Raw genomic sequence first — 23,715 nt, forward strand, 5'->3', positions numbered from 1 at the left:
ACACCGATCGGACCCGCCCGACCGGCGGGTCCGTACGCGGTCACCGATGCTGGGTCCATGATCCTCCGTGCGTCGTGGTGGTCGGGGCTGTCACCCGCGGCAGGTTCCGCGGTGATGGCCACCGGGATCATCTCCGTCGGCCTGCACCTCCTCGGCCACGAGACGGCCTCCCGCGCCGCGCTCGCCCTGGCCGTCGCCGCCTGGCTCGTGCTCGCCGCGGACTTCGCCGTCCGGCTGTTCTCCGAGCGCTCCCGCTGGGAGTCGGAGGCGGACACTCCGCCCGCTCTCACCGCCGTCGCCGCGACGTGTGTGCTCGGCACCCGGCTCGCGCTCCTGGACCAGGCGTTCCTCGCCGGGTGCCTGCTGGTCCTCGGGGCCGTCCTCTGGCTGGTCCTGCTGCCCGCTGTCGTACGTCATTGGGGGCACCGCATGCCGGGGGCGGTCTTCCTCGTCTGTGTCGCCACCCAGGCCGTCGCGGTGCTGTCCGGCACCCTCGCCGCCGTCCTGCCCGCGCGCCCGCTCCGCGTCGTCGCGCTGGTGTTCTTCTGTCTGGGCCTGGTGCTGTACGCCGCCGCCCTCGCCCGGTTCGACGTCGCGAACCTCCGCACGGGATCGGGTGACCAGTGGGTGGCGGGCGGCGCCCTCGCGATCTCGGCGCTGGCGGGGGCGAAGCTCGTCGCCGCGCCCCTGTACGGCGGGGCATGGCACGAGGCCCTGCGCACCGTGACGCTGATCGTGCTGGCGCTGGACCTGGCGTGGTACCTGGTGCTGCTCCTCGCCGAGGTGCGCTGGCCGAGGCCGCGCTACGACGTGCGTCGCTGGGCCACGGTCTTCCCGATGGGCATGACGGCGGTCGCCGCGCTCTCGGTGAGCGCCGCGGCCGGAATCCCCTGGCTGGAGGGCCTGGGCCGGGTGCTGCTGTGGATCGCGGCGGCGGTCTGGCTGTGCGTGTGCGCCGGGGCGGTCCGTTCGGCCCTCAGACCGGCAGCAGCCGTGCGATCACGCCGCTGAGCTGCTGCGCGTTGCGGCACTCGTGCATCTCGACCAGTTCGGCGTACGCGTACGCCGCCGAGTCCCCGGTCGACCACTGTCCGCGCCCTTCCGGGTTGAGCCAGTACACCCGGCGGGCCCGCTCGGCGATGCGCCGCAGGGCGGGGAGATTGGGGTCGCTCATGTTCGTGCGGGCGTCGCCGAGGACGAAGACCGTCGAGCGCGGGCCGACCGCGTCGACGTACCGCTCGTCGAACTCGCCCAGGGACGTGCCGTAGTCGCTGCTGCCGTGCCGGCCCGTCACCGTCGCCTTGCCGAGAATCCGCGCGCCGAGGCCCGCCGGATCGGTGCTGCCGTGCGCGACGAAGTCCGTCACCTCGTCGACCCGGTTGACGAAGGCGAACACCCGCACCTTGCTGAACTGGTCGTGCAACGCCTGCACCAGCAGCATCGTGAAGTTCGCGAAACCGGCCACCGAACCGGACACGTCGCACAGCAGCACCAGCTCGGGGCGTGCGGGGCGGCGACGGCGCAGCACCGGGCGCATCGGCACGCCGCCCGTCGACAGCGAACCGCGCAGGGTGCGGCGCAGGTCGATGCTGCCGTGGGCGGCCCTTCTGCGGCGGGCGGCCAGCCGCGTCGCGAGCTTGCGGGCCAGCGGACGCACCGCCCTGCGGAGTTCGTCCAGTTGGCCGCGGCCCGCCAGGAGGAAGTCGACGCGGTCGGCCGTCGTCGCCACGGCGCGCAGGGCGATCTCCTCCGTGCCGCGCCGCTCGGCGACCCGGCGGCGCGCCTCGGTCCGCACGCGCTCACGGAAGCCCTCGATGCGACGCCGGATCTCGTCGGCCAGGAGGCGGTCGGTGAACTCGGCCCGACCGGTGTCCTGTCCGGCCGAGCCCGCGCGGATGGCGGCCAGGACACGGGCGAGCAGCGTCTCGGGCCGCAGCCTGCTCAACGTCTGGTACGACGACCAGCCGTCCCCGCCCGGCGAGGACGCGCCGTATCCGCCGAAGCCGTCCACGGCCTCGCCCGCCAGCTGTCCGATGAGCGCCTGGTCGTCCGCGGCGAGCGCGTCGACGAGCCGTTCGCGCAGCGCGTCCCGGTCGGCGTCGCCACCGCCTTCGCGAGCGGGGGTGGTTCCGCGGTCGTCCCGGCCGCCCGGCGCGCCGACGCCCGCCGGAAAGTACAGGTCGAAGACCGGGTCGAAGACCGCGCGCTGGCTCGCCCGGTGGAGCAGCGCGGCGGCGAGTCCCTCCCTGATGCGCTCCCTGTCGGTGAGGCCGAGCGCCTCCAGGGCCGCCGCCGCGTCGACGGTCTCGCCGGGACCGATGCGCAACCCGTGCGACCGGAGCGTCCTGACCAGACCGGTGACCCGGCCGGTGATCCCGTCGGCGGGGGAGCCGGACAGGTTCTCGGGCGGCGCCGTCACCCGGCGTCCAGGTCCAGCTTGGCGGCGGCCTTCAGCACGTCGTCCTGGTGCTTGAGGACGACGCCGAGGCTGTCGCGCACCACGGCCTCGTCCAGGGTGTCGGCGCCCAGCGCGAGCAGCGTCCGCGCCCAGTCGATGGTCTCCGCGACCGACGGCACCTTCCGCAGGTCCATCGCGCGCAGCGCGCCGACCACCCGTACCAGCGAGGCGGCGAGCGACTCGTCGAGGCCGGGTACCTTCATCCGGACGATGCGACGCTCCAACTCCTCCTCGGGGAAGCCGATGTGGAGGAAAAGACAGCGACGGCGCAGCGCCTCGGACAGCTCGCGGCTCGCGTTCGAGGTGAGGACGACGAACGGGCGGCGCTCGGCGCTGATCGTGCCCAGCTCCGGCACCGTGACCTGGAAGTCGCTCAGGACTTCCAGGAGGAGCCCCTCGACCTCGACGTCGGCCTTGTCCGTCTCGTCGATCAGCAGGACCTTCGGCTCGGCGCCGCGGATCGCGGTGAGCAGCGGCCGGGAGAGCAGGAACTCCTCGCTGAAGATGTCGGTGCGCGTCTCGTCCCACGACTCGTCGCGGCCCGCGGTGATGCGCAACAACTGCTTGGCGTGGTTCCACTCGTACAGGGCGCGCGACTCGTCGACGCCCTCGTAGCACTGCAGGCGCACGAGCCGTGCGTCGGCGACCGCGGCGACGGCCTTCGCCAGCTCCGTCTTGCCCACCCCGGCCGGTCCCTCGACCAGCAGTGGCTTGCCGAGGCGATCCGCCAGGAACACGGTGGTGGCGACGGCAGGCGAGGCCAGATAGCCGGTCGCGGCCAGGCGGGCCGCGACGTCGTCGACGGACGTGAAGTACCCGGTCGTCATGCGGAGTTCTCCTGTGCTCTTCGGCCCCACCGGCGCCTTCCCCGGGTCCCGGCCCCCGTAGCCGATCAGCTCGGCGCGCCCCTCCACAACGGTCGGACGCCGTTTGCGTCGAACGTCACGTCCTTGCTGCTCCGGGGCCGGGCCGTCGTGATCCAGCTCACCGAGTGCGACAGAGGTAAAAGGGTTACGCTTCTTTCGTATCGCTCGTACGCGGCACCGCTCGTACGCAACACCAGAGGAAGCAGAGGAACCTGCCATGGAGACCCGCGCCGCACGACTGTTGGGACGGCCCTTCACACTCGGCGACCTGACGCTGCGCAACCGCATCGCGATGGCCGCGGTGACCCGTCGCTTCTCCCCGGCCGGTGTGCCCGGTGAGGACGTCGCCGCGTACTACGCGCGACGCGCGGCCGGAGGTGCCGGGCTGATCGTCACGGAGGGCACTTACGTGCGGCGGGACGCGGCCGCCGCGTACGACGGAGTGCCGCACTTCCATGGCGCCGACGCACTCGCCGGGTGGTGTCGTGTGGTCGAGCGGGTCCACGCGGCGGGCGGCCGGATCATGCCGCAGCTGTGGCACACGGGCGTACTGCGCACCGCCGCCGTGCCGCCGCTCGACGTCCCCGCCGAGGGGCCTTCGGGAACCGACCTCGACGGCCGCGAGCACGGCAGGGCCATGACCCTCGACGACATCGACGCCGTCGTCCGGGCTTTCGCCGAGGCCGCGGCCACCGCCGAGCGCCTGGGCTTCGACGGCGTCGAACTGCACGGAGCTCACGGTTACTTGATCGACAACTTCCTCTGGTCCGGGACCAACACGCGCACCGACGGTTACGGAGGCGACCCCGCGTCCCGCGCTCGGTTCGCCGCCGAGATCGTCGCCGCCGTGCGGGCCGCGGTCGCGCCCGGGTTCCCGGTCCTGTTCCGCATCTCGCAGTGGAAGACCGACCACTACGACGCGCGGATCGCCGAGCGGCCGCAGGAGCTCGAAGCACTGCTCACCCCGCTGGCCGAGGCGGGAGCGGACGCCTTCCACGCCTCGACGCGGCGCTACTGGCTGCCCGAATTCGAAGGCAGCGACCTGAACCTCGCGGGCTGGACCAAGAAGCTCACCGGCAGGCCCGCGGTCACCGTCGGCTCGGTCGGCCTCGACCGGCAGTTCGCGGGCGCCCCCGGACGCACGCAGCAGTCCGGCGTCACCGGCATCGGCCCGCTGCTCGACCGCATGGAGCGCGACGAGTTCGACCTCGTCGCCGTCGCCCGCGCGCTGCTCGCCGACCCCGAGTGGCCCGCGAAGGCCCTCACGGGGCGCCTCGACGAGGCGGTGCCGTATGACGCCGCGCTGTTGGGCGAACTGGCGTGAGGGCCGGGGCGCGGGCCGATGGCAGGCGAGGGGCGCCGACCGGCGTGAAAGAGTGGAGCGCCCCGCACGACCCCTCGGAGAGTGATCCACGATGACCTGGACGGCGACCGAGCGATACCGACTGGAGCCCGCGCCCGGGGGCCTCGGACTCGTCCAGGACCTGCTCAACACCGTCGCCGCGGGCGCCCCCGCACGGCCGGACCTGCTCGCCGACGAGCCGCGCGCGGCGGATGCGCAGGCGTGGGCGGACGAGGCGGGAGCCGCTTGGGCGGCCGCCACCGGACGGCCCGCGCCGCACGTGGCCCTGGACGCCGGGGCGGTGGGCGAACTCCGGGCGTTCCGCGAGAGCCTGCACGAGGCCCTCGCGCAGGCGGCGCGTGGCGAGGACGCGGACCCGCCGCCGGTCCCGGAGCGCTCCGCCGAGGTCGCGCTGAAGCTCGGCGAGGACGGTGTCGTACGCCTCGAATCCCGCGGCACCGGCTGGCGCCACCTGGTCGCACTGGTCCTCGCGGAGTTGTACGAGGGGCAGCGGGCGGACACCGCACGGCGGCTGAAGACCTGCCGCAACCCGCTCTGCCGCGTGGCCTTCTACGACCGCTCCCGCAACAACAGCGGTGTCTGGCACGACGTCAAGAAGTGCGGCAACGCGGCGAACCTGAGGGCCTACCGCGCCCGGCAGCGGGAGCGGTAGGCCCCGGCCCGGGGGCCCTCGGGACTCCTCGGGTCATGTGCGGAGCCGGTCGGCTCAGAGGTCGAGCGGCGTCAGGACGAAGACCGGGATCTCCCGGTCCGTCTTCGCCCGGTACTCGTCGTACTGGGGCCAGACCGCCACGGCCCGCTCCCACCAGAGCTGCCGCTCCTCACCGGAGACGATCCGTGCGCGGTAGTCCTTCTTCACCGGCCCGTCCTGCAGTTCCACATGCGGCTGCGCGACCAGGTTGTGGTACCAGGACGGGTGCGCCGGGTCGCCGCCCTTCGACGCGACCACGGCGTACTGCCCGGCGTGCTCGACGCGCATCAGGGGGTTCTTGCGGAGCTTCCCGCTCTTGGCGCCGACCGAGACGAGCAGGACGACCGGCTTTCCCTGCAGGGTCGTCCCCCTCGTCCCGCCGGAGCTTTCGTACAGTTCGGTCTGCTCGTTCGACCAGACCCATGTTCCGGGCTCGTGTTCACCAGTCAGAGGCATGCCTGTCCCCACGATGGTTGGTTAACGGTCCGGTCGCATTATGGGCTAGAAAGGCATCAATTGATTCACCACGGTGGCGAAAGTTCACCACGACCCCGGGGGCGGACATGGCGGGGCACGGCATACCCGAGGCGTATCTCGACGGCTACGCCGGAATTCTGGCCGCCGCGGCCGCGACGGGGCGACGGCTGACCCGCGACGAACTGGCCTCGCGGCGTGCGCTGGGGGAGCGGGCGGCGGAAGCGGGCATCGGGCTGCGGGCGCTGGTGGGCGCGCACCTCGCGGCGACCCGCGCCGAATGGCCCGCCACCGGGGCGGCCTCCGCCGACAGCGTGCTGGCCGCCGTCGAGCAGGCCGTGGACGCCCTCGCCGAGGGGTACGAACGGGCCCAGCGGCTGGCGGTGCGTCAGCAGGAGGCCGCCCGCCGGGAGTTCATCGACGACCTGCTCCACGGCCGCAGCGACCTGGGCAGGCTCGCCGAACGAGCCGAGCGCTTCGGGCTGCGTCTTTCCTTCGAACACGCGGTGGCCGTCGCCCAGGGCCCGAGCAGATACGAGGAGGGGGACGCCGTGCCGCGCGAGGTGGAGGGCGCCCTCCTCGGCCGGTTCGGCAACCGCAGCATCCTGCTCACCACGAAGGAGGGGCGGCTGGTCTGCATCGCCCCCGGCGACCAGGGCGAGGTCCTCGCCTTCTTCGCCAAGCACGCGTATGCCGCGATCGACGGCGGCCGTGTCGTCATCGGCCGGCCGCAGCCCGGCCCGGGCGGCGTCGTCCAGTCGTACGAGGAGGCGCTGAACGCCCTGGACCTGGCCGAACGCCTGGAGCTCGACGAGCCCGTGCTGCGCGCCGCCGACCTGCTCGTCTATCCCGTGCTGACCCGCGACCGGCAGGCCATGGCCGACCTGGTGGTCCATACGCTCGGCCCGCTGCGGCAGGCCCGCGGCGGCGCGGGGCCCCTGATCGACACGCTCACCGCGTTCTTCGACTCGGGGTGCGTCGCGGCGGAGGCCGCCCGGCGCCTCTCGCTGAGCGTGCGCGCCCTGACGTACCGCCTGGACCGCATCCACCAGCTCACCGGCGCCAACCCGGCCGACCCCGTGCACCGCTACACCCTGCAGACCGCGGTGATCGGAGCCCGTCTGCTCGACTGGCCCGATCAGCCGCTCTAGGGTCCCAGGGCCCCCGGCGCTCTAGCCCAGCCGCGGGATCTCGATGGCGGGGCAGCGGTCCATGACCATGGACAGACCCGCGGCGCGCGTCCTGTCGTACGCCGCCTCGTCGACCACGCCCAGCTGGAACCAGACCGCCCGCGCACCGGCGGCGACCGCCTCGTCGGCGACCCGACCCGCCAGCGCGCTGTTGACGAACACGTCCACCACATCGACCGGGAACGGCACGGCGGCCAGGGACGCGTATCCCTGCTCGCCGTGGACCGTCTCGGCCTTGGGGTGGACCGGCACCACGCGCTTGCCGAAGTGCTGCAGGACCGACGCGACGCGGTACGCCGCCCGGTCCCGGTTGTTCGACAGACCCACGACGGCCCAGGTGTCGCCCAGCTCCGTCAGGATCTTGCGCACCGTCTCGTCGTCGCCGTACATGGCCTGCCTCCTCGGATGTCGCGGCGGGATGCCGTCAGAGCCGTGCGCGGGTCAGACGTTCACGCCGAAGTCCGACGCGATGCCGCGCAGCCCACTGGCATAACCCTGGCCGACCGCACGGAATTTCCACTCCGCGCCGTGGCGGTAGAGCTCGCCGAAGACCATGGCGGTCTCCGTCGAGGCGTCCTCCGACAGGTCGTAGCGGGCGATCTCCACGCCGTCCGCCTGGTTCACCACGCGGATGAACGCGTTGCGGACCTGGCCGAAGCTCTGGCCGCGGGTCTCGGCGTCGTGGATCGACACCGGGAAGACGATCTTCGAGATGTCGGCGGGGACCTGCGCGAGGTTCACCTTCACGGCCTCGTCGTCGCCCTCGCCCTCACCGGTGAGGTTGTCACCGGTGTGCTCGACCGAACCGTCCGGGCTCGTCAGGTTGTTGTAGAAGACGAAGTGCTGGTCGGAGACGACCTTGCCCGATGCGTCGCAGAGCAGGGCGCTGGCGTCGAGGTCGTAGTCCGTGCCGGTCGTGGTGCGCACATCCCAGCCCAGGCCGACCACTACGGCGGTGAGGCCCGGGGCCTCCTTGCTGAGCGAGACGTTGCCGCCCTTGGCCAGGGAAACTCCCACGATGTCCTCCTACGGTCCGAGTGCTGGATCTGGCTTCTGGCTCACTGAAATCTACAGGAGTGTAGAAGTGGGTGGTGCGGCGGTGTCCCGTTACGATAGGGCGCTCCCCGTCCGCCGTGGAGCACACAGAGGCTGGAGGAATCGCGGGCATGACGCACCACGACGAGCACGACTCGCGCGAGGAGCACGACTCGCACGACGAGCGGCAGCCTCGGCTGCGCCGCCGCGCGCAGGGCGAGCTGGAGTCGCAGGTGCTCGCCGCGCTGCACACCGCGCGCGGCCCCGTCAGCGCGGCCTGGGTGCAGGAGCGGATCGGCGGCGACCTCGCGTACACGACCGTCATGACGATCCTGACCCGCCTCCTCGCGAAGGACGCGGTCACCCGCGAGCGCGCGGGCCGGTCGTTCGCCTGGACGCCCGCGTCGGACGAGGCGGGGCTCGCCGCCTTCCGGATGCGCAAGGTGCTCGACGGCGAGAGCGACCGCGAGGCCGTGCTCGCCAGCTTCGTCACGACGCTCACCCCTGATGACGAGGAGCTCCTGCGCGGACTGCTCGGGCAGGCGGGCGCCGAGGCCGACGACTGACGCCCGATGGGGGTTCTTCGCTGATGGGCGTCTTCGTCTTCCTGCCGCTCGTGCTGCCGCTGACCGCGTGGCCGATCGCCCGCCTCGCCGAGCAGCATCTCCACCCGCGCACCGCGACCCGGCTGCTCACCGCCGTCGCCGGGGTGATGGCCCTGTGCAGCACGCTCTGTCTGGCCCTCCTGATGGTCGTCGGCACCGCCCAGCTGCCGGGCAACCCCCTGCCCGACGGCTGGTCCGACCCCGAGGTGCGCGCGGCCGTCCCCTATGACGAGGTGGCGGGGAAGGTCGCGATTCCCGCGCTCCTCGTCGTCTGCGCGGCCTGTGTGCGCACGCTCTTGCGGCACGCGCGCGTACGCCGCCGGGGGCGCCGCGCCCTCGAAGGGCTGCCCGGCAGCTCCGTCGCCGTCCTCGCCGACGAGGCGTCGTACGCCTACGCCCTGCCCTCGCGCCGCGGCGGCCGTGTCGTGGTCACCACCGGGATGCTGTCCCGGCTTGCCGCCCCGGAGCGCCGCGCGCTGTTCGCCCACGAGCGGGCGCATCTGTCGGCGCGCCACCATCGGCATCTGATCGTCACGCAACTGGCCGCCCGCGCCAACCCCTTCCTGCGGCCGCTGCGCACCTCCGTCGCCTACGCCGCGGAGCGCTGGGCCGACGAGGCCGCGGCCCGTGCGGTGCGGGACCGGCGGGTCGTCGCGCGGGCGATCGGCAAGGCGGCGCTGGTCTCGCGAGGCGTGCCCGCCCCGACGCTGGCGGGGCTCGCGGCGCCCGGTCCTGTGCCGCGCCGCGTCGCCGCGCTCCTCGCCCCGGCACCGTCCACCGCCACCCGGCCGTCCGTGTTCACCGGGGTGGGGCTCGCCCTGTGGTCCGCGGCGTTCGGCACCGCCGTGTCCGCGATGTCCTCGGCGAACGCCGCCGTCACGATGGTCCTCATCCTGCGGGCGGCCACGCCGCTCTGAACGGCCACGACGCGCTGAACGGTCGCCGCCGGCGGCCGCGACCCGACCGGCCCGAGGGGTTCGGGCCGGTCGGGCCGGGTGACTATGCCTGTCCGGCGGATCATGGCGCGGGGCGCGGGGTCTGGCACGCCCATCTGCGGCGTTGTCGTCGGTTGTCAACGCTCCGCCTTGCAGCTGCACGCACCAGACCCCGCTCACCGGCACCGCAAGGCGGCCGCCACACTCCCGCGCCCTGATCCGCCGGACAGACCCTAGAGGTCGAACTCGTGCGGCGGCAGGTCGAGCGCGAAGCACGCCTCGCGCACGACGGCCTGCTCGTCCTTGTCGAAGTCGCCGTCGGCGCCGCCGATGACGATGCCGATCTGAACCACCGCGCGGGCCTCGGCGGGCTTCTTCTTGGCCTTGGCGACTTCCTGGAGAACGCTCACCTTGCCGAACGCGAAGTCCGCGGTCAGCTTGTCCACGTACTCGTCGAAGCGGCGGCGCAGGTCGTCCGCGGGGAAGTTCTGCAGCACCTCGTTCGAACCGATCAGCTGCGCGACGCGCTGGCGCTCGGACGGGTCGACGGTGCCGTCGGCGGCCGCCACCAGGGCGCACATCGCCATGCTCGCGTCGCGGAAGGCTCCGCTCTTCAGGTCGTTCTTCTTCGCCATCAACTGGGTCTGCATCGTCGATGCGGATTCCTTGACGCGGTCCCACAGAGCCATGGGGAACTCCATAAACGTATCGATGTATCAGGGGTGTTGGACGAGTCCCCGGTACGCTGCGCGCAGGTCCGGGTCCCCGCCAGTTTCTACAGCAGAGTAGAAACTAGCAGTCGGACCGAGAAGTTCCCGCCCAGCGGAAGGTGCGCGTGATGACTCCGACGGCACAAGAACTCCTGCGGACCACGACTGTCCGCCTCGCCCCCGACCCGGACGAGAACCCGCTCGTGCCGCGCATCGCCGACGGCCGGGCGCGGCCGCGGACCATCGGCCTCCTCGCGCTGGAGCAGCGGCACGTGATCCCCTCGGACCGGCGCTCCTTCCAGCACCTGGCCCGGCGCGCGGCCGAGTCGAAGGACCTGGAGTCGGCGGCCTTCTTCGACACGCTCGCCGACGGCGAGAGCCTCGCGAGGGAACGGCTCACCCCGCTCCTCGACGCCTGCGGAGTGAGCAAGTCCGAGGCGGCGACCTACGAACCGCAGCCGGGCTGCCAGGCCTATCCCGCGTACGTGTCCTGGCTCGCCCTGAACGGCGATCCGGCCGACGTCGTCCTCGCGCTCACCGCCAACTTCGCCGCCTGGGGCCAGTGTTGTGCCGCCGTCGCCCGCGGGCTGCGGGGGCACTACGGCTTCGCCGACGAGGCGTGCGGCTTCTTCGACCTGTTCGCGGAGCCCGCGCCGGACGTCGACCGGCAGGCGCTCGCCGCGGTGCAGGCGGGGCTGGAGCGGGGGCGCGTGACGGCGGCCCATCTGCGGTTCGGCCGACTGCTGGGGCACTACGAGGAGATGTTCTGGTCGACGCTCGCCGAACGGGACGGCGTCGGTGGCTGGGACGCCGGTGATACCGGTGACGCCGGTGGTGGCGCGGCGGCTGCGGGCCGCTGACTCACTCCGTCCGCGTCTCGCCCGCCCCGTCCACCTCACCCGGCGCGCTCGCCCCGTTCAGCTCCGCCAACCGCGCCGTCAGGCCACGGATCAGCGCGTCGAGTCCCGCGTCGAAGGCCTGGTCCGCGCGCGCCGACTTGCTGCCGCCGTGTGCGGCGCGCAGTGCCGCGGCGAGGACGGGCATCCGAGGGGCGTGCTCCGAGGGGGCGATCATCAGCGGCGGCGCGACGAGGTCGAGCGCCGAGCCGAGCAGGAAGGACTCCACGCTCGTCAGGACCGCCACCAGGTGCCGTTCCGGCCAGCCGCCGCGCGCCAGCGCCGCCACCACGGCCTCGTACATGGCGAGCGTCGCGGGTGAACTGATCGTCGTCGTGGCCAGCAGTTCGATGGCGTGCGGGTGGCGCGCGAACGCGTCGCGGTACGAACGCGCCCACGCGGCAAGGGCGTCGGGCCACGGCAGCACGGCGAACGCGGAGACGTCCATCTCCTCGACGACCAGCCGCCGCACCCCCTCGATGACGGCCGGACGACCGTCCAAGTGGTTGTACAGGGACGCGGTCCGCACGCCGAGACGGTCGGCGAGCCGCGGCAGGCTGAAGGCGTCCGTGCCGCCGGCGTCGATCATCGCCAGCGCCTCGCGCGCGATGAGCTCCGCGTTCAACACCGGTCTGTGCGGCCGCCCTCTGCCCGTCACTCCACGCCCTCTTCCCAGATGCTTCCCCCGCAGAGTACGGTCCTGGCAGCCCGGACTAAAGGGTTTAGTTTTGGAGTACGAGCGTGACCGCACCCACCTCCTCGAGACCCCCGTCCGCCCCCGGCGCCGACAGCCTCAGTGACGGCGTCATCGGCACCGGCGACCTCGTGTTCTTCGTCGTGGCCGCCGCCGCGCCGCTCACCGTCATGGCGGGCGTGGCCCCCGTGGCGATCGGCATGGCGGGCAACGCGGCGCCGGTCGGCTATCTGCTCTCCGGACTCCTGCTCGTCGTCTTCGCCGCCGGGTTCACGGCCATGAGCCGGTTCGTGCGCAACGCCGGTGCGTTCTACGCGTACATCGGGCGGGGGCTGGGGCGTCCGACGGGAGCCGGGTCCGCGTACGTCGCCCTCTTCTCGTACAACGCGATCGAAGTCGGACTGCTCGCCGCCTTCGGATGGTTCACCGAGTCCGGCTTCGAGGACCTCACCGGGGTCCGGGTGGCCTGGTGGATCTGGGCGGCGGCGGGTCTCGTCGCCATCGCGGTGCTCGGCTACCTCCGCGTCACGCTCAGCGCCAAGATCCTCGGCGTCGCGCTCGTCCTGGAAGTCCTCGTGCTGTTCGTCTTCGAGGCGGGCGTCCTCGCGCACGGGGGCGGCCCGCAGGGCGTCGACTTCGGCACGCTCTCGCCCGCCCGGCTCGGGGAGCCGGGGGTGGGCGGCATGTTCGTCCTGACCATCGGCGCCTTCATCGGCTTCGAAGCGACCGCGATCTACGCGGAGGAGGCGCGGCGACCCGAGCGGACCGTGCCCCGTGCCACCTATGTGGCGGTGGCGTTCCTCGCCCTCTTCTACACCTTCACCGTCTGGATGATCATCAACGCGTACGGATCCGACCGCGCGCAGGCCGTCGCCTCCGGGGACGGCGGCCCGGACATGGTGTTCGCCGCCACCGAACGGTTCGCCGGAGCCTGGGCCGCCGACTCCATGCACGTGCTGATCATCACCAGCGCCTTCGCCGCCACCCTGGCCTTCCACAACGGCGCCGCCCGCTACTTCTACGCCCTGGGCAGGGAGGGCCTGCTGCCCGCCCGCCTCGGCACGGTGTCGCCGAAGACCCGGGCACCGGCCGTCGCGGTGCTCACACAGTCGGCCATCGCGCTCGCCGTGATCGCCGCGACGATGATCGGCGGGGCCGATCCGTACACCGTCACCTTCTTGTGGAGCAGCGGCTCCGGCATCCTCGGCGTCATCCTCATGCAGGCGCTCGCGGCGCTCGCCGTGTACGGGTTCTTCCGCCGCGACCGGCGCGGCATGCCGTCCTGGCGCGTCGTCGCCGCACCACTGCTGGCCTGCGCGGGACTCGCCGTCATGATCGTCCTGGTCTGCGCCGACCTCGATCTGCTCACCGGGGCGTCGAGCGGTGTGAACGCGGCCCTGATCGCGCCGCTGCCGCTGCTGTTCGTGGTGGGGGCGGGGGTGGCGCTGCGGATCCGGCGGCGCGCCCCGGCCGCGTACGAACGGCTGACGACGGTGGACGCCGAACGCGTCTGAACGACAACCAGAAGGAGAGCGCGACAGCATGACGGCGGCGACCCTCGTCTTCCTCGGCACGGTCCGCACCGGGAGCGCCACCCGCGCAGCCACGGGGACCGGCGGTGACACCACGGCTCTGGCCGTGCGCGACGGCCGCGTCCTCGCGCTCGGCGACGAGGCCCGCGCCCTGGCCCGCACCGCCGACGAGGTCGTCGACATCGGCGAGGGACTGCTGATGGCCGCCTTCGGAGACGGGCACGCCCACCCTCTCTTCGGCGGCCTGGAGAGTTTCGGGCCGCAGATCAAGGAGCTGGACTCCGTCGACGCGATCGTCACCGAAGTCGGACGGTGGGCGGAGCGGCACCCGGAGGCCCAGTGGATCGTCGGCGCCTCCTACGACCCCGCGCTCGCGCCCGACGGCGAGTTCGACGCGCGCTGGCTGGATGCCGCGGTGCCCGACCGGCCCGTCGTGCTGCGCGCCCACGACTACCACACCGTGTGGTGCAACACCGAGGCGCTGCGCAGGGCCGGGGTGACCGAGGCGACTCCGGAGCCGCGCCTCGGCTGGATCGTGCGGCGCGCGGACGGCAGCCCCCTCGGCACCCTGCGCGAATGGCATGCCTGCGACCTCGTGCTCGACCAGGTGCCCGGGCGCGGGGAGGACGAGCTGGTGGAGGCGATCAGCCGCGCCGGGCACGCCTACGCGCGCGCGGGCATCACCTGGGTCCAGGACGCCTGGGTCGAACCGGAGATGGCGGACGCCTATCTCGCCGCCGCCCGCCGCGGGTCCCTCCCTCTCCGCGTCGACCTGGCCCAGCGCGCCGACCCCGACCGCTGGCGCGGACAGCTCGGGCCGTTCGCCGCGACCCGCGCGCGCGTGGCGGCCGACGGCGGGGAACTGCTCACCGCGCGGACGGTGAAGTTCTTCAGCGACGGGGTCGTGGAGGGCGGCACGGCCGCCATGCTCGCCCCCTACCTGGACGCCCCGCACAGCTGCGGCATGCCGGTGTGGGAGCCGAGCGCCCTCGCCGAGGCCGTGCGGGCCTTCGACGCCGACGGCTTCCAGACGCACATCCACGCCATCGGGGACGCCGGTGTGCGCGCGGCACTCGACGCCATCGAGTCCGCGACCGTCACCAACCCGGCCTGGGACCGACGCCCGGTGATCACCCATGTCCAGGTCGTCGACCCCACCGACCTGCCGCGGTTCGCCGGGCTCGGCGTCATCGCCAACTTCGAGCCCCTGTGGGCACAGCCGGACCCGCTCCAGACCGAGCTGTCCATCCCGCGCATCGGCGCGGCGCGGGCCGAGCTGCAGTACCCCATGGGAGAGCTGGCGCGCGACGGCGTGCGGCTGTCCTTCGGCAGCGACTGGCCGGTCAGCTCACACGCACCGCTGGAGGGCATTCAAGTCGCCGTCACCAGGCGTACGTTCACGGGCGAGCCCGCCGACGGCTGGCTCCCGCACCAGCGGCTCACCGTCGACCAGGCGCTGACGGCCGCCACGACCGGCGTCGCCCACCAGGCGGGCGCCGACGACCGCCTGACGCTCGTCCCGGGCGCACCCGCCGACCTGGTCCTGCTCTCCGCCGACCCGCGCGCCGCGGATCCGATGGAGATCCGCCACGCGCGCGTGCTGGGCACCTGGCTGGGCGGCCGTGCCACCCACAGGGAATGAGCGGCCCGGGCGTCAGCGCAGGACGATGGCCGTGGCGGCGATCCCGTCCCGCACGATCCACCGACCGGAGAACCCCTTCAGCTCGACGCCCTGCACCACGGGCCCCTCGACGAGCAGCCGCGCGGTGAACGTCCCGTCCGCGGCGAGCTCCACGCGCGCGTCCTCGAAGCCGAGCCAGCGTCCGGTGAGCGGGAACCACGTCTTGTAGACGGACTCCTTCGCGCTGAACAGCAGCCGGTCCCAGGGCGTGGCGGGCTGCCGGGACCCGAGCGAGGCCAGCACGGCACGCTCCGTCTCGTCAGCGACCAGGTTCAGGACGTCCGGGTCGCGCAGCGGCTCGCCCGGCTCCGCGTCGATGCCGACCGAGATCACCTCGCCCGCGCGGGCCACGACCGCCGCGCGGTACCCGGCGCAGTGCGTCATGCTGCCGACGACCCCGTCCGGCCAGCCCGGAGCGCCGCGGTGCCCCGGCAGGATCGGCGCGGGCGGCACGCCGATCCGCGCCAGCGCGGTACGGGCGCAGTGCCGCACGGTGGTGAACTCGTTGCGCCGCTTGGCCACCGCGTTCGCGACCACCGCCTCCTCCTCCGGGAAGAGGACGGCGTCGGCCGGGTCGTCGTGGGTCTCGACGACGGTGACGGGCACGCCGTCGAGCAGGGTTGCCAAGGGGCCCGCCGGATCGGGGACTTGGCGCGCGGGTATCGAAGGTGACGTCACGGGAGATCACGGTACCGGGTGCCCCGCACACGAGCGCGGGCTGTGGCCTACGCCACCCGGCGGTCCGCCCAGGTGTGGACACCCCCTGACGAGCGCCTACGCTGGCGTGATGCAGGACGAGTACCGCACAGTGGCCCGCGAGGGCGTGCACGAGACCGAGATCAACCGCTCGCGCTTCCTGTGCGCCCTGGCACCCGCGGCCACCGAGCGGGAGGCCCAGGAATTCGTCGCGCGCATCCGCAAGGAGCACCCGACCGCCAGCCACAACTGCTTCGCGTACGTGATCGGGGCCGACGCCGCCGTACAGAAGGCGAGCGACGACGGCGAGCCCGGCGGCACCGCGGGCGTCCCGATGCTGCAGATGCTGATGCGCCGCGACATGCGCTACGTGGCCGCGGTCGTGACCCGCTACTACGGAGGGGTCAAGCTCGGCGCCGGTGGCCTCATCCGCGCCTACGGAGGATCGGTCGGCGAGGCGCTCGACGCCCTCGGCACCGTCACCCGCCGCCGCTTCCGCCTCGCCACCGTCACGGTCGACCACCAGCGCGCGGGCAAGGTCCAGAACGATCTGCGGTCGGCGGGCCGCGAGGTGCGCGACGTCCGCTACGGCGACGCCGTCACGATCGAGATCGGTCTGCCCGACGCCGACGTGGACGCCTTCCGCGGCTGGCTGGCCGACGCCACCGCGGGCAGCGCCGTGTTCGAGCTCGGGGGAGAGGCGTACGGCGATGTCTGAGGCACCGGGGTCCTGTGGAGTTGCGGGAGTGGCCGCCCGTGATGTCCGACCCGCCCGATAGTCTCGGGAATCATGAGGCTGCTGCACACGTCCGACTGGCACCTGGGCCGATCGTTCCACCGCGTGAACATGCTCGACGCCCAGGCCGCGTTCATCGGCCACCTGCTGGCGACCGTGCGCGAGCGCGACGTGGACGCCGTCGTGGTGGCCGGGGACGTGTACGACAGGGCGGTGCCCCCACTCGCGGCCGTGGAGCTCTTCGACGGCGCCCTGCACCGGCTCGCGGACCTCGGCGTGCCGACGGTCATGATCTCCGGGAACCACGACTCGGCCCGCCGTCTCGGCGTCGGCGCCGGCCTCATCGGCCGCGCGGGCATCCATCTGCGCACCGACCCGGCCGCCTGCGCGGAGCCGGTGATCCTCACCGATGCGCACGGGGACGTGGCGTTCTACGGCCTGCCCTACCTCGAACCCGCCCTGGTGAAGACCGAGTTCGCGGTCGACAAGGCCGGGCACGAGGCGGTCATCGGGGCCGCCATGGACCGTGTGCGGGCCGACCTCGCCACCCGCACGCCGGGCACCCGCTCCGTCGTCCTCGCCCACGCCTTCGTCAGCGGCGGAGAGGCCAGCGACAGCGAGCGGGACATCACCGTCGGCGGAGTGGCGGCCGTGCCGGCCGGTGTCTTCGAAGGCGTGGACTACGCAGCCCTGGGCCACCTGCACGGCAGCCAGACCCTCGGCGACCGCGTGCGCTACTCGGGCTCGCCCCTGCCGTACTCCTTCTCGGAGGCCGACCACCGCAAGAGCATGTGGCTCGTCGACCTGGGGCCTGACGGGGACATCGAGGCCGAGCGGGTCGAGTGCCCGGTGCCACGCCGGCTCGCCCGCGTCCGGGGCACCCTCGACGACCTGCTCGACGACCCGGACCTCGCCCGCCACGAGGACGCATGGGTCGAGGCCACGCTGACCGACGCGGTGCGCCCCGACGACCCGATGGCCAGGCTCTGCGAGCGCTTCCCGCACACCCTCAGCCTCGTCTTCGACCCCGACCGTGCCCCCGACGACCCGGACGTCTCGTACGCCCGGCGTCTCCAGGGCCGCAGCGACCAGCAGATCGCCGAGGACTTCGTGACCCACGTGCGCGGTGCGGGACCCGACGAACAGGAACAGGAAGTGCTGCGTTCGGCGTTCGACGCCGTCCGCGCCGACGCCACGCTGCGCGAGGTCGCCCGATGAGGCTCCACCGGCTCCGCATCACCGCCTTCGGGCCCTTCGGCACCACCCAGGACATCGACTTCGACGAGCTCAGTGCCGCCGGACTCTTCCTGCTGCACGGCCCGACCGGCGCCGGCAAGACCTCCGTCCTGGACGCGGTGTGCTACGCGCTGTACGGCTCGGTGCCGGGTGCCCGGCAGGGCGGCAGCCAGGGCATGACCCTGCGCAGCGACCACGCGCAGCAGGGCACGCGCACGGAAGTGAGCCTCGAACTCACCGTCGCCGGACGCCGTCTGGAGGTCACCCGGCAGCCTCCGTGGGAGCGCCCCAAGAAGCGCGGCACCGGCACCACCACCGAGAAGGCACAGAGCTGGCTGCGCGAGTACGACTCCGAGGCGGCGCCGGAAGAGGGCACGGACACCGGGGCGGGCCCGGGCGGCTGGAAGGCCCTGAGCCGGTCCCATCAGGAGATCGGCGAGGAGATCACCCAGCTCCTCGGCATGAGCAAGGAACAGTTCTGCCAGGTCGTGCTCCTGCCCCAGGGCGACTTCGCCCGCTTCCTGCGCGCGGATGCCGAGGCGCGCGGCAAGCTCCTCGGGCGGCTCTTCGACACGCGCAGGTTCGCCGCCGTCGAGCAGCGGCTCGCCGAGCAGCGGCGCACCACCGAGGCCGAGGTCAAGGAGGGCGACGCGGCACTCCTCGCCGACGCGCACCGCATGCAGCAGGCCGCGGGCGACGGAGCACAGGAGGCCGAACTGCCGCTGCCCGACCTCGCGCCCGGCGATCCGGGCCTGGCGGACGCGGTCCTCACCTGGGCGGCCGTCGCCCGCGCGGGCGCCAGGGAACGCCTCACCGTCGCGCACTGCGCCCTGACGGCCGCCGAATCCGCGCAGGCCGGAGCGGACCGCAGGCTCGGTGAGGCACGCGAACTCGACCGGCTGCAGAGCCGGTTCGCCGAGGCGCAGACGCGCGCCGCGCAGCTCCACGCGCGCGCGGACGAACAGCGCGACCTCGAAGAGCGACTGGAACGGGCCCGCAAGGCCGAGACGGTCGCGCCCGCGCTCGCCCTGCGCGACACCGCTGACGCAGAACACCGCCATGCCGCGGCAGCCGAGGCAAGCGCGCGGGGCCGACTGCCCGAGACGTTCGCCTCCTCCGGTGCGGCGGGACTCGCCGCCGCCGCGCGCACGGCGGCCGAGGAGCTGGGCGGCCTCGCCTCGGCCCGGCGCGCCGAGCGGCGGACCGCCGAGATCGACGCCGAACGCGCGGCGCTGGACCGTCAGGAGCGCGCGGACGACGAGCTGCTCCAGGACGCGTCGGGCTGGCTCGACGGCTGGGACTCGACCAGGGGCACGCTCCAGGAGCGCATCGAGTCCGCCCAGGAAGCCGCGACCCGCGCCGAGCGTCTGGCGGGCCTGCTCGCACCGGCCGAGGCCCGCCTGGACGCGGCCCGCCGCCGCGACCGGCTCGCCCGCGACGCCGCAGCGGCCCGGGAACACGCCCTCGCCGCCCGGGAGTCCGCCACGGCCGCCCACGAACACTGGCTCGCCCTCAAGGAGCAGCGTCTCACCGGCATCGCCGCGGAACTGGCGGCGCACCTGAGTGACGGCGAACCGTGCGCGGTGTGCGGAGCCACCGAGCACCCGGCCCCCGCGCGGAAGGACGCCGGACATGTGGACCGGCAGGCCGAGGAGGCGGCGCTCGCCGCCCACCGCCGCGCGGAGGAGTCCCGCGCGGCCGCCGAGCGCGCCCTCGGGGACGTCCGGGAATCCCTGGCCGCGGCGAAGGCCGCCGCGCGGGGTGGCCCCGTGCCGGACCCGGCGGACGACATCACCGGCACCGGCAAGGAAACAGTCGCGGACGACTCCACGTCTGATGCCCCCACCCCGGATGAGCCCACCTCCGACGAACTCGCCGCGGCCGTCGACGCGCTGCGGCACGCGTACACCGAGGCCCGAGACCGTGCCTCCGGGCTGCACGCCGCCCGGGAGGCCCTGGCGCAGGCCGAGCGCGAGTACGACCGCAGGCTCGCCCAGCAGCAGGAGGCCGCGCGGCGCGCCGCTTCCAGGACCACCCTGCGCGACGCCTGGGAGCGCGAACAGGAATCCCTCGACGCGGAGTTGACCCGCGCGCGGGGCGCCACCGGCAGCGTCGCCGCCCGCGCCGCCCAGTTGGAGCGGCAGGCCGAGCTGCTCACCGAGGCGGCGGACGCCGCCCGCGCCGCGGACGACACCGCCGAACGCCTCAAGGACGCCGACGCGCGACTCGCCGACGCGGCCTTCCGCGCCGGGTTCGACACGCCGACGGCCGCGGCGGCCGCCCTCCTCGACGACGCCCGGTACCGCGAGGTCCAGCACCGCATCGACGCCTGGCGCAACGACGAGGCCGCCGTGCGCGCCGTCCTCGCCGAGCCGGACACGGCCGCCGCCGCACAGCGCCCGCCCGCCGACCTCCAGGGTGCACGGGACGAGTCGGAGGCCGCGGCCCGACGCCTCCGGGAGGCGGCATCCGCGCGGGACGCCGCCGCGGGCCGCTGCGCCGAACTCGACCGGCTCTCCGCCCGCACGACCACCGGGACGCGCAGGCTCGCGCCGCTGCGGGCCGCGTACGACCGGGTGGCCCGCCTCGCCGGGCTCGCGGCGGGCACCTCGGCGGACAACGAACGCAGGATGCGCCTGGAGTCGTACGTGCTCGCGGCCCGGCTGGAGCAGGTGGCCGCGGCCGCGACCGTCAGGCTGCGACGCATGTCGTCCGGGCGCTACACCCTCGTCCACTCCGACGACCGCACGGGACGCGGCCGTTCGGGCCTCGGCCTGCATGTGGTCGACGCCTGGACGGGGCGCGAGCGAGACACGGCGACCCTGTCCGGCGGCGAGACGTTCTTCGCCTCGCTCGCCCTCGCGCTGGGCCTCGCCGACGTGGTCACCGACGAGGCGGGCGGCGTCCGGCTCGACACGCTCTTCATCGACGAGGGGTTCGGCAGCCTCGACGACCAGACGCTCGACGAGGTCCTCGACGTGCTCGACTCGCTGCGCGAGCGGGACCGCAGCGTCGGCATCGTCAGCCACGTCGCCGACCTGCGGCGGCGGGTACACGCGCAGCTCGAGGTCGTGAAGGGACGGTCCGGTTCGACCGTACGCTGCATGCCCGGCGAGTCACGGAGCCAGGGCGGCAGTTGAACGGAGCCGTGGCCGGTACCCACCGGCCACGCCCGGTCTCGTGCGGATCGCCGTCGCGCAGAGCCACGCGGCAGAGGGTCTCCAGCGCGTCGTCGATGGGGTGGGGCTGCGGCTTGCCGGAGGAGTCGAGCCCGTTCCACCTCTGCCGGTTCACCGCGACCGCCATCCGCCGCTTGCCGTCGGCCCGGGGCATGGCCAGCGTGCCTGGGCCCCAGACCGTGCCGCCATGGCCCCAGAAGGTGTCCTGACCGGTCCCCTCCATCGGGTACAGGCCGAGGCCGTAGTCGATCGTCCCGCGGATCGCCGCGCCGCGTTCGAAGAGATCCTCGCCGCCCGCCTGGCCCAGTCGAGGCCGCGATCCACCCCGGCCGGTCGTGAAGGGACGGGCCGGGTGGACGTACGGCAACGGGGCCGGGTCTGAGGGGATCGCTCGCCCCGAACCGCTTGCTGTGCAGGCAAGTTGATGTGGCAAGCTGTCGCCAGCCGTGCGCGGGCCAGAGGCCGTGCCGGTGATCGAAAGGGGCGCAGTGTGGGACAGGACGGCGGTTTCCGTGCCGAGGAGATCGACACCAGCAGGCCGCATCCGGCCCGGATCTACGACTACTTGCTGGGCGGCAAGGACAACTACGAGGTGGACCGCAGGGCCGGGGACGAACTCGCCGCGGCCGCGCCCGAGGTGCGGATCGGCGTGCAGGCCAACCGCGACTTCATGCGGCGTGCCGTCCGCCACGTCGTGGGCGCCGGCGTCCGCCAGATCCTCGACATCGGCACCGGGCTGCCCACCTCCCCGAACGTCCACGAGACCGCCCACGAGGTGGCCCCGGACGTGCGCGTCGCGTACGTGGACAACGACCCGATCGTGAACACGCACGCCGGAGCGCTGCTCAGCGGCTCCGGTGCGACCAGCACCGTCCTCGCCGACCTGCGCGACCCGCAGGCGATCATCGACCACCCCGAGGTCCGCAAGGTCATCGACTTCGACGAGCCGATCGCCCTGCTCCTCGTGGCCATCGTCCACTTCCTGACCGAGGCGGAGGAGCCCGAGCGGATCGTCGCCACCCTGCGCGACGCGTTGCCGGCCGGAAGCTTCCTCGTCCTCTCGCACGCCACGAGCGACTTCGCCGACCGCCGCGACGCCGAGGCCGTCTACAATCAGGCCACCGCCACCCTGAACCTGCGGCCCAAGGCCGAGGTCATGCGGTTCTTCGACGGCTTCGAGCCGGCGGAGCCCGGTCTGGTCCAGGTGCCGTTCTGGCGTCCGGACGCCCCGTCACCCGCGGGATCCGACACGATCGGCATCTACGGCGGCGTGGCACGCAAGTCCGGCTGAAGCGTACGGCGGTCGGCAGCGCTCGGCCGGTCGGCGCCCGAGCGGTCAGCGGCCCAGCGGCCTTCGCGGCAGGGGAGAGGAGTACACGATGCTCGTCGTGACCGACCCCAGCGCGCCGATCCTGCCCGACACCTCTTCGAGGTGCTGCATCGAGCGCGCGGCGACCTTGATGACGAAGCAGTCGTCGCCGGTGACGTGGTGCGCCTCGAGGATCTCCGGGGTGGCGTCGAGCAGGTCGTGGAAGGGCTTGTAGTTGCCGTTGGGGTAGCGCAGGCGCACGAACGCCAGGATGGGCAGACCGAGCCGTTCCGGGTCCACCACCGCCGCGTACCCCTGGATGACACCGGCCTCTTCCAGGCGCCGCACCCGCTCGGTCACGGCGCTCGCGGACATCGAGACGGCGCGCGCCAGCTCGGCGTAGCTGGCGCGGCCCTCCCGCTGGAGGACATCGAGGATGCGCCAGTCGGTGGCGTCCGTGGAATAACCGGTCATGGCCGAGAGGTAACAGGGAAATCCCCGGCCGATCAAGAGGGATGCCGGGGATTGGTCCCACTCGTCCGTAAAGATCCGGGGGGAGCGGACCGGTGCCGCCCCCGCGCGGTGAGGGCGCGGGGGCGGCGGCTTCGCGGTACGCCGCACGCGGCGGGGCGTCAGACCCCCGCGATGCTCTGGATCCAGGAGCGGTACGCCGTCACGTTCGTGTACGCGGTCGTGGTCTGGCGGTCACTGGTGGAGGCGACGCCGACCTGCACGCCGTTGGCGTTCATGGGGCCGCCGGAGTCGCCGCCCGCGGTGATGCCGTTGCCGCGCCGGGCGCAGATGGCCTGGCCCTGGTAGGCGTCGCGGCAGCCGCCGGTCACGACGACGTCGGCGACCTTGAGCAGCCGGGACTGGCAGTTGATCTCCTGGCCGCACTGGGACGTCGCGCCCCAGCCGTACACCTGCACGGTCTGGCCCACCGACACCGAGCCCGGGGAGCCGAGGCGTGCGTAGGTGCCCGACACGGAGCGGTCCAGCTTGACCAGGGCCAGGTCGGCGGACGGGTGGGTGCTGACGCTGGTGCCGTTGGCCGTGGTGCCGCCGGACGTCTGGTCCAGGCTGCCGATGCGGAACGACAGGCCGCCACCGCTGACGCAGTGCTTCGCGGTGAGGATCCAGGTCGGGGCGATGATCGTGGAGCTGCAGGTCTGCCGGCCGTTGGAGAAGAGCCTGGCCGCCCAGGGGGCGTTGCTGGCGTAGCCGCCGCCGATGATCGGCCGGGGGCCCTGGGTGGATGCCACGGCGGGTGTTTCCGCGCGGGTCGCGCTCTGGGCCGCTGCGGTGGGGGCGAGCCCCAGAACAGCGAGGGCGGTGGCCGCGAGCGCGGGGACGAGTCTGGATATTCGCACGTTCGTCTCCATTGTGTGGGGATGAAGCGTCCTTGATGAGGACGCGACCGCATAGGTAT

23 protein-coding genes and 1 pseudogene are annotated in these 23,715 nt (G+C 73.4%); 13 read left to right on the plus strand and 11 right to left on the minus strand.

Translation table 11 applies throughout. The annotated features are described in order from the left end of the window. Positions 1-57 precede the first annotated feature (57 nt). On the plus strand, positions 58-1,011 hold the full coding sequence (locus AOK03_RS20230) for a tellurite resistance/C4-dicarboxylate transporter family protein (RefSeq protein ID WP_055566717.1): 954 nt from the start codon (positions 58-60) through the stop codon (positions 1,009-1,011). Here the strand turns inward: AOK03_RS20230 and AOK03_RS20235 are convergent. Further along, positions 977-2,419, minus strand: a complete 1,443-nt coding sequence (locus AOK03_RS20235; RefSeq protein WP_079074846.1) for a VWA domain-containing protein — start codon at positions 2,417-2,419, stop codon at positions 977-979. The two genes, AOK03_RS20230 and AOK03_RS20235, sit on opposite strands and share 35 nt — an antisense overlap. Next, positions 2,416-3,285: an AAA family ATPase gene (locus AOK03_RS20240; protein ID WP_055566741.1), complete on the minus strand. Its 870-nt coding sequence runs from the start codon at positions 3,283-3,285 to the stop codon at positions 2,416-2,418. Before AOK03_RS20240 ends, AOK03_RS20235 begins: the two co-directional genes overlap by 4 nt. A gap of 256 nt (positions 3,286-3,541) precedes the next feature. Here AOK03_RS20240 and AOK03_RS20245 point away from each other — a divergent pair, with 256 nt between their 5' ends. Together AOK03_RS20245 and AOK03_RS20250 are read left to right on the plus strand one after the other, a co-directional pair. Further along, positions 3,542-4,648 carry an oxidoreductase gene (locus AOK03_RS20245; protein WP_055566718.1) on the plus strand — a complete coding sequence of 369 codons (1,107 nt, stop codon included), beginning with the start codon at positions 3,542-3,544 and terminating at the stop codon, positions 4,646-4,648. A gap of 91 nt (positions 4,649-4,739) precedes the next feature. Then, a complete protein-coding gene (locus tag AOK03_RS20250; protein ID WP_055566719.1) occupies positions 4,740-5,339 on the plus strand; it encodes a CGNR zinc finger domain-containing protein in 600 nt (199 codons plus the stop codon). A gap of 54 nt (positions 5,340-5,393) precedes the next feature. Here the strand turns inward: AOK03_RS20250 and AOK03_RS20255 are convergent, their stop codons facing one another. Continuing rightward, entirely contained in the window at positions 5,394-5,834 is a 441-nt protein-coding gene (locus AOK03_RS20255) for a nitroreductase family deazaflavin-dependent oxidoreductase (RefSeq protein ID WP_055566720.1), read from the minus strand. 107 nt (positions 5,835-5,941) lie between these two features. Here AOK03_RS20255 and AOK03_RS20260 point away from each other — a divergent pair, with 107 nt between their 5' ends. Beyond that, positions 5,942-7,003 (plus strand): PucR family transcriptional regulator, encoded by a 1,062-nt coding sequence (locus tag AOK03_RS20260; RefSeq protein ID WP_055566721.1) that lies wholly within the window; start codon positions 5,942-5,944, stop codon positions 7,001-7,003. 21 nt (positions 7,004-7,024) lie between these two features. Here AOK03_RS20260 and AOK03_RS20265 read toward each other — a convergent pair whose 3' ends face one another. Next, positions 7,025-7,432, minus strand: coding sequence for a CoA-binding protein (locus AOK03_RS20265; RefSeq protein ID WP_055566722.1), 408 nt, complete (start codon positions 7,430-7,432; stop codon positions 7,025-7,027). Between the two features lie 51 nt (positions 7,433-7,483). Next, on the minus strand, positions 7,484-8,059 hold the full coding sequence (locus AOK03_RS20270) for a TerD family protein (protein WP_055566723.1): 576 nt from the start codon (positions 8,057-8,059) through the stop codon (positions 7,484-7,486). A 149-nt stretch (positions 8,060-8,208) separates the two neighbouring features. On the opposite strand from AOK03_RS20270, the gene AOK03_RS20275 reads away from it, so the two are divergent. Both AOK03_RS20275 and AOK03_RS20280 read left to right on the plus strand, forming a co-directional pair. Continuing rightward, a complete protein-coding gene (locus tag AOK03_RS20275) occupies positions 8,209-8,643 on the plus strand; it encodes a BlaI/MecI/CopY family transcriptional regulator (protein WP_079074847.1) in 435 nt (144 codons plus the stop codon). Positions 8,644-8,666: 23 nt separating this feature from the next. After that, positions 8,667-9,599, plus strand: a complete 933-nt coding sequence (locus AOK03_RS20280) for a M56 family metallopeptidase (protein WP_055566724.1) — start codon at positions 8,667-8,669, stop codon at positions 9,597-9,599. A 251-nt stretch (positions 9,600-9,850) separates the two neighbouring features. On the opposite strand, the gene AOK03_RS20285 is transcribed toward AOK03_RS20280, so the two are convergent. Next, positions 9,851-10,306, minus strand: coding sequence for a tellurite resistance TerB family protein (locus AOK03_RS20285; protein WP_055566725.1), 456 nt, complete (start codon positions 10,304-10,306; stop codon positions 9,851-9,853). A 149-nt stretch (positions 10,307-10,455) separates the two neighbouring features. Here AOK03_RS20285 and AOK03_RS20290 point away from each other — a divergent pair, with 149 nt between their 5' ends. Continuing rightward, a complete protein-coding gene (locus tag AOK03_RS20290) occupies positions 10,456-11,187 on the plus strand; it encodes a thiaminase II/PqqC family protein (RefSeq protein WP_063792532.1) in 732 nt (243 codons plus the stop codon). Position 11,188: 1 nt separating this feature from the next. Here the strand turns inward: AOK03_RS20290 and AOK03_RS20295 are convergent, their stop codons facing one another. Next, entirely contained in the window at positions 11,189-11,848 is a 660-nt protein-coding gene (locus AOK03_RS20295) for a TetR/AcrR family transcriptional regulator (protein WP_055566726.1), read from the minus strand. Positions 11,849-11,964: 116 nt separating this feature from the next. Between AOK03_RS20295 and AOK03_RS20300 the strand changes: the two genes are divergently transcribed. Then, entirely contained in the window at positions 11,965-13,431 is a 1,467-nt protein-coding gene (locus tag AOK03_RS20300; protein ID WP_055566727.1) for an APC family permease, read from the plus strand. A 28-nt stretch (positions 13,432-13,459) separates the two neighbouring features. Then, positions 13,460-15,091, plus strand: a complete 1,632-nt coding sequence (locus AOK03_RS20305; RefSeq protein ID WP_055566728.1) for an amidohydrolase — start codon at positions 13,460-13,462, stop codon at positions 15,089-15,091. Positions 15,092-15,103: 12 nt separating this feature from the next. Here the strand turns inward: AOK03_RS20305 and AOK03_RS20310 are convergent, their stop codons facing one another. Then, on the minus strand, positions 15,104-15,757 hold the full coding sequence (locus tag AOK03_RS20310; RefSeq protein WP_107098043.1) for a 4'-phosphopantetheinyl transferase family protein: 654 nt from the start codon (positions 15,755-15,757) through the stop codon (positions 15,104-15,106). A 160-nt stretch (positions 15,758-15,917) separates the two neighbouring features. Here AOK03_RS20310 and AOK03_RS20315 point away from each other — a divergent pair, with 160 nt between their 5' ends. From AOK03_RS20315 to AOK03_RS20325, 3 genes are all read left to right on the plus strand, one after another. Next, complete coding sequence (locus AOK03_RS20315; protein WP_055566729.1) at positions 15,918-16,544, plus strand: YigZ family protein; 627 nt, start codon at positions 15,918-15,920, stop codon at positions 16,542-16,544. A gap of 72 nt (positions 16,545-16,616) precedes the next feature. Further along, entirely contained in the window at positions 16,617-17,780 is a 1,164-nt protein-coding gene (locus AOK03_RS20320) for an exonuclease SbcCD subunit D (RefSeq protein ID WP_055566730.1), read from the plus strand. Next, on the plus strand, positions 17,777-20,938 hold the full coding sequence (locus AOK03_RS20325) for an AAA family ATPase (RefSeq protein ID WP_055566731.1): 3,162 nt from the start codon (positions 17,777-17,779) through the stop codon (positions 20,936-20,938). The genes AOK03_RS20320 and AOK03_RS20325 overlap by 4 nt, the downstream gene beginning before the upstream one ends. A gap of 58 nt (positions 20,939-20,996) precedes the next feature. Here the strand turns inward: AOK03_RS20325 and AOK03_RS44125 are convergent. Further along, positions 20,997-21,230: pseudogene (locus tag AOK03_RS44125) on the minus strand (hydrolase); the annotation flags it as partial. Positions 21,231-21,467: 237 nt separating this feature from the next. Here AOK03_RS44125 and AOK03_RS20330 point away from each other — a divergent pair. Next, entirely contained in the window at positions 21,468-22,268 is an 801-nt protein-coding gene (locus AOK03_RS20330; protein WP_055566732.1) for an SAM-dependent methyltransferase, read from the plus strand. Between the two features lie 45 nt (positions 22,269-22,313). On the opposite strand, the gene AOK03_RS20335 is transcribed toward AOK03_RS20330, so the two are convergent. Both AOK03_RS20335 and AOK03_RS20340 read right to left on the minus strand, forming a co-directional pair. Beyond that, positions 22,314-22,760, minus strand: a complete 447-nt coding sequence (locus AOK03_RS20335; RefSeq protein WP_055566733.1) for an Lrp/AsnC family transcriptional regulator — start codon at positions 22,758-22,760, stop codon at positions 22,314-22,316. Positions 22,761-22,918: 158 nt separating this feature from the next. Next, on the minus strand, positions 22,919-23,656 hold the full coding sequence (locus AOK03_RS20340; protein WP_055566744.1) for a S1 family peptidase: 738 nt from the start codon (positions 23,654-23,656) through the stop codon (positions 22,919-22,921). Between the last annotated feature and the right edge of the window lie 59 nt (positions 23,657-23,715).

It is taken from the genome of Streptomyces atriruber (assembly GCF_001418325.1).
Taxonomy (GTDB): domain Bacteria; phylum Actinomycetota; class Actinomycetes; order Streptomycetales; family Streptomycetaceae; genus Streptomyces; species Streptomyces atriruber.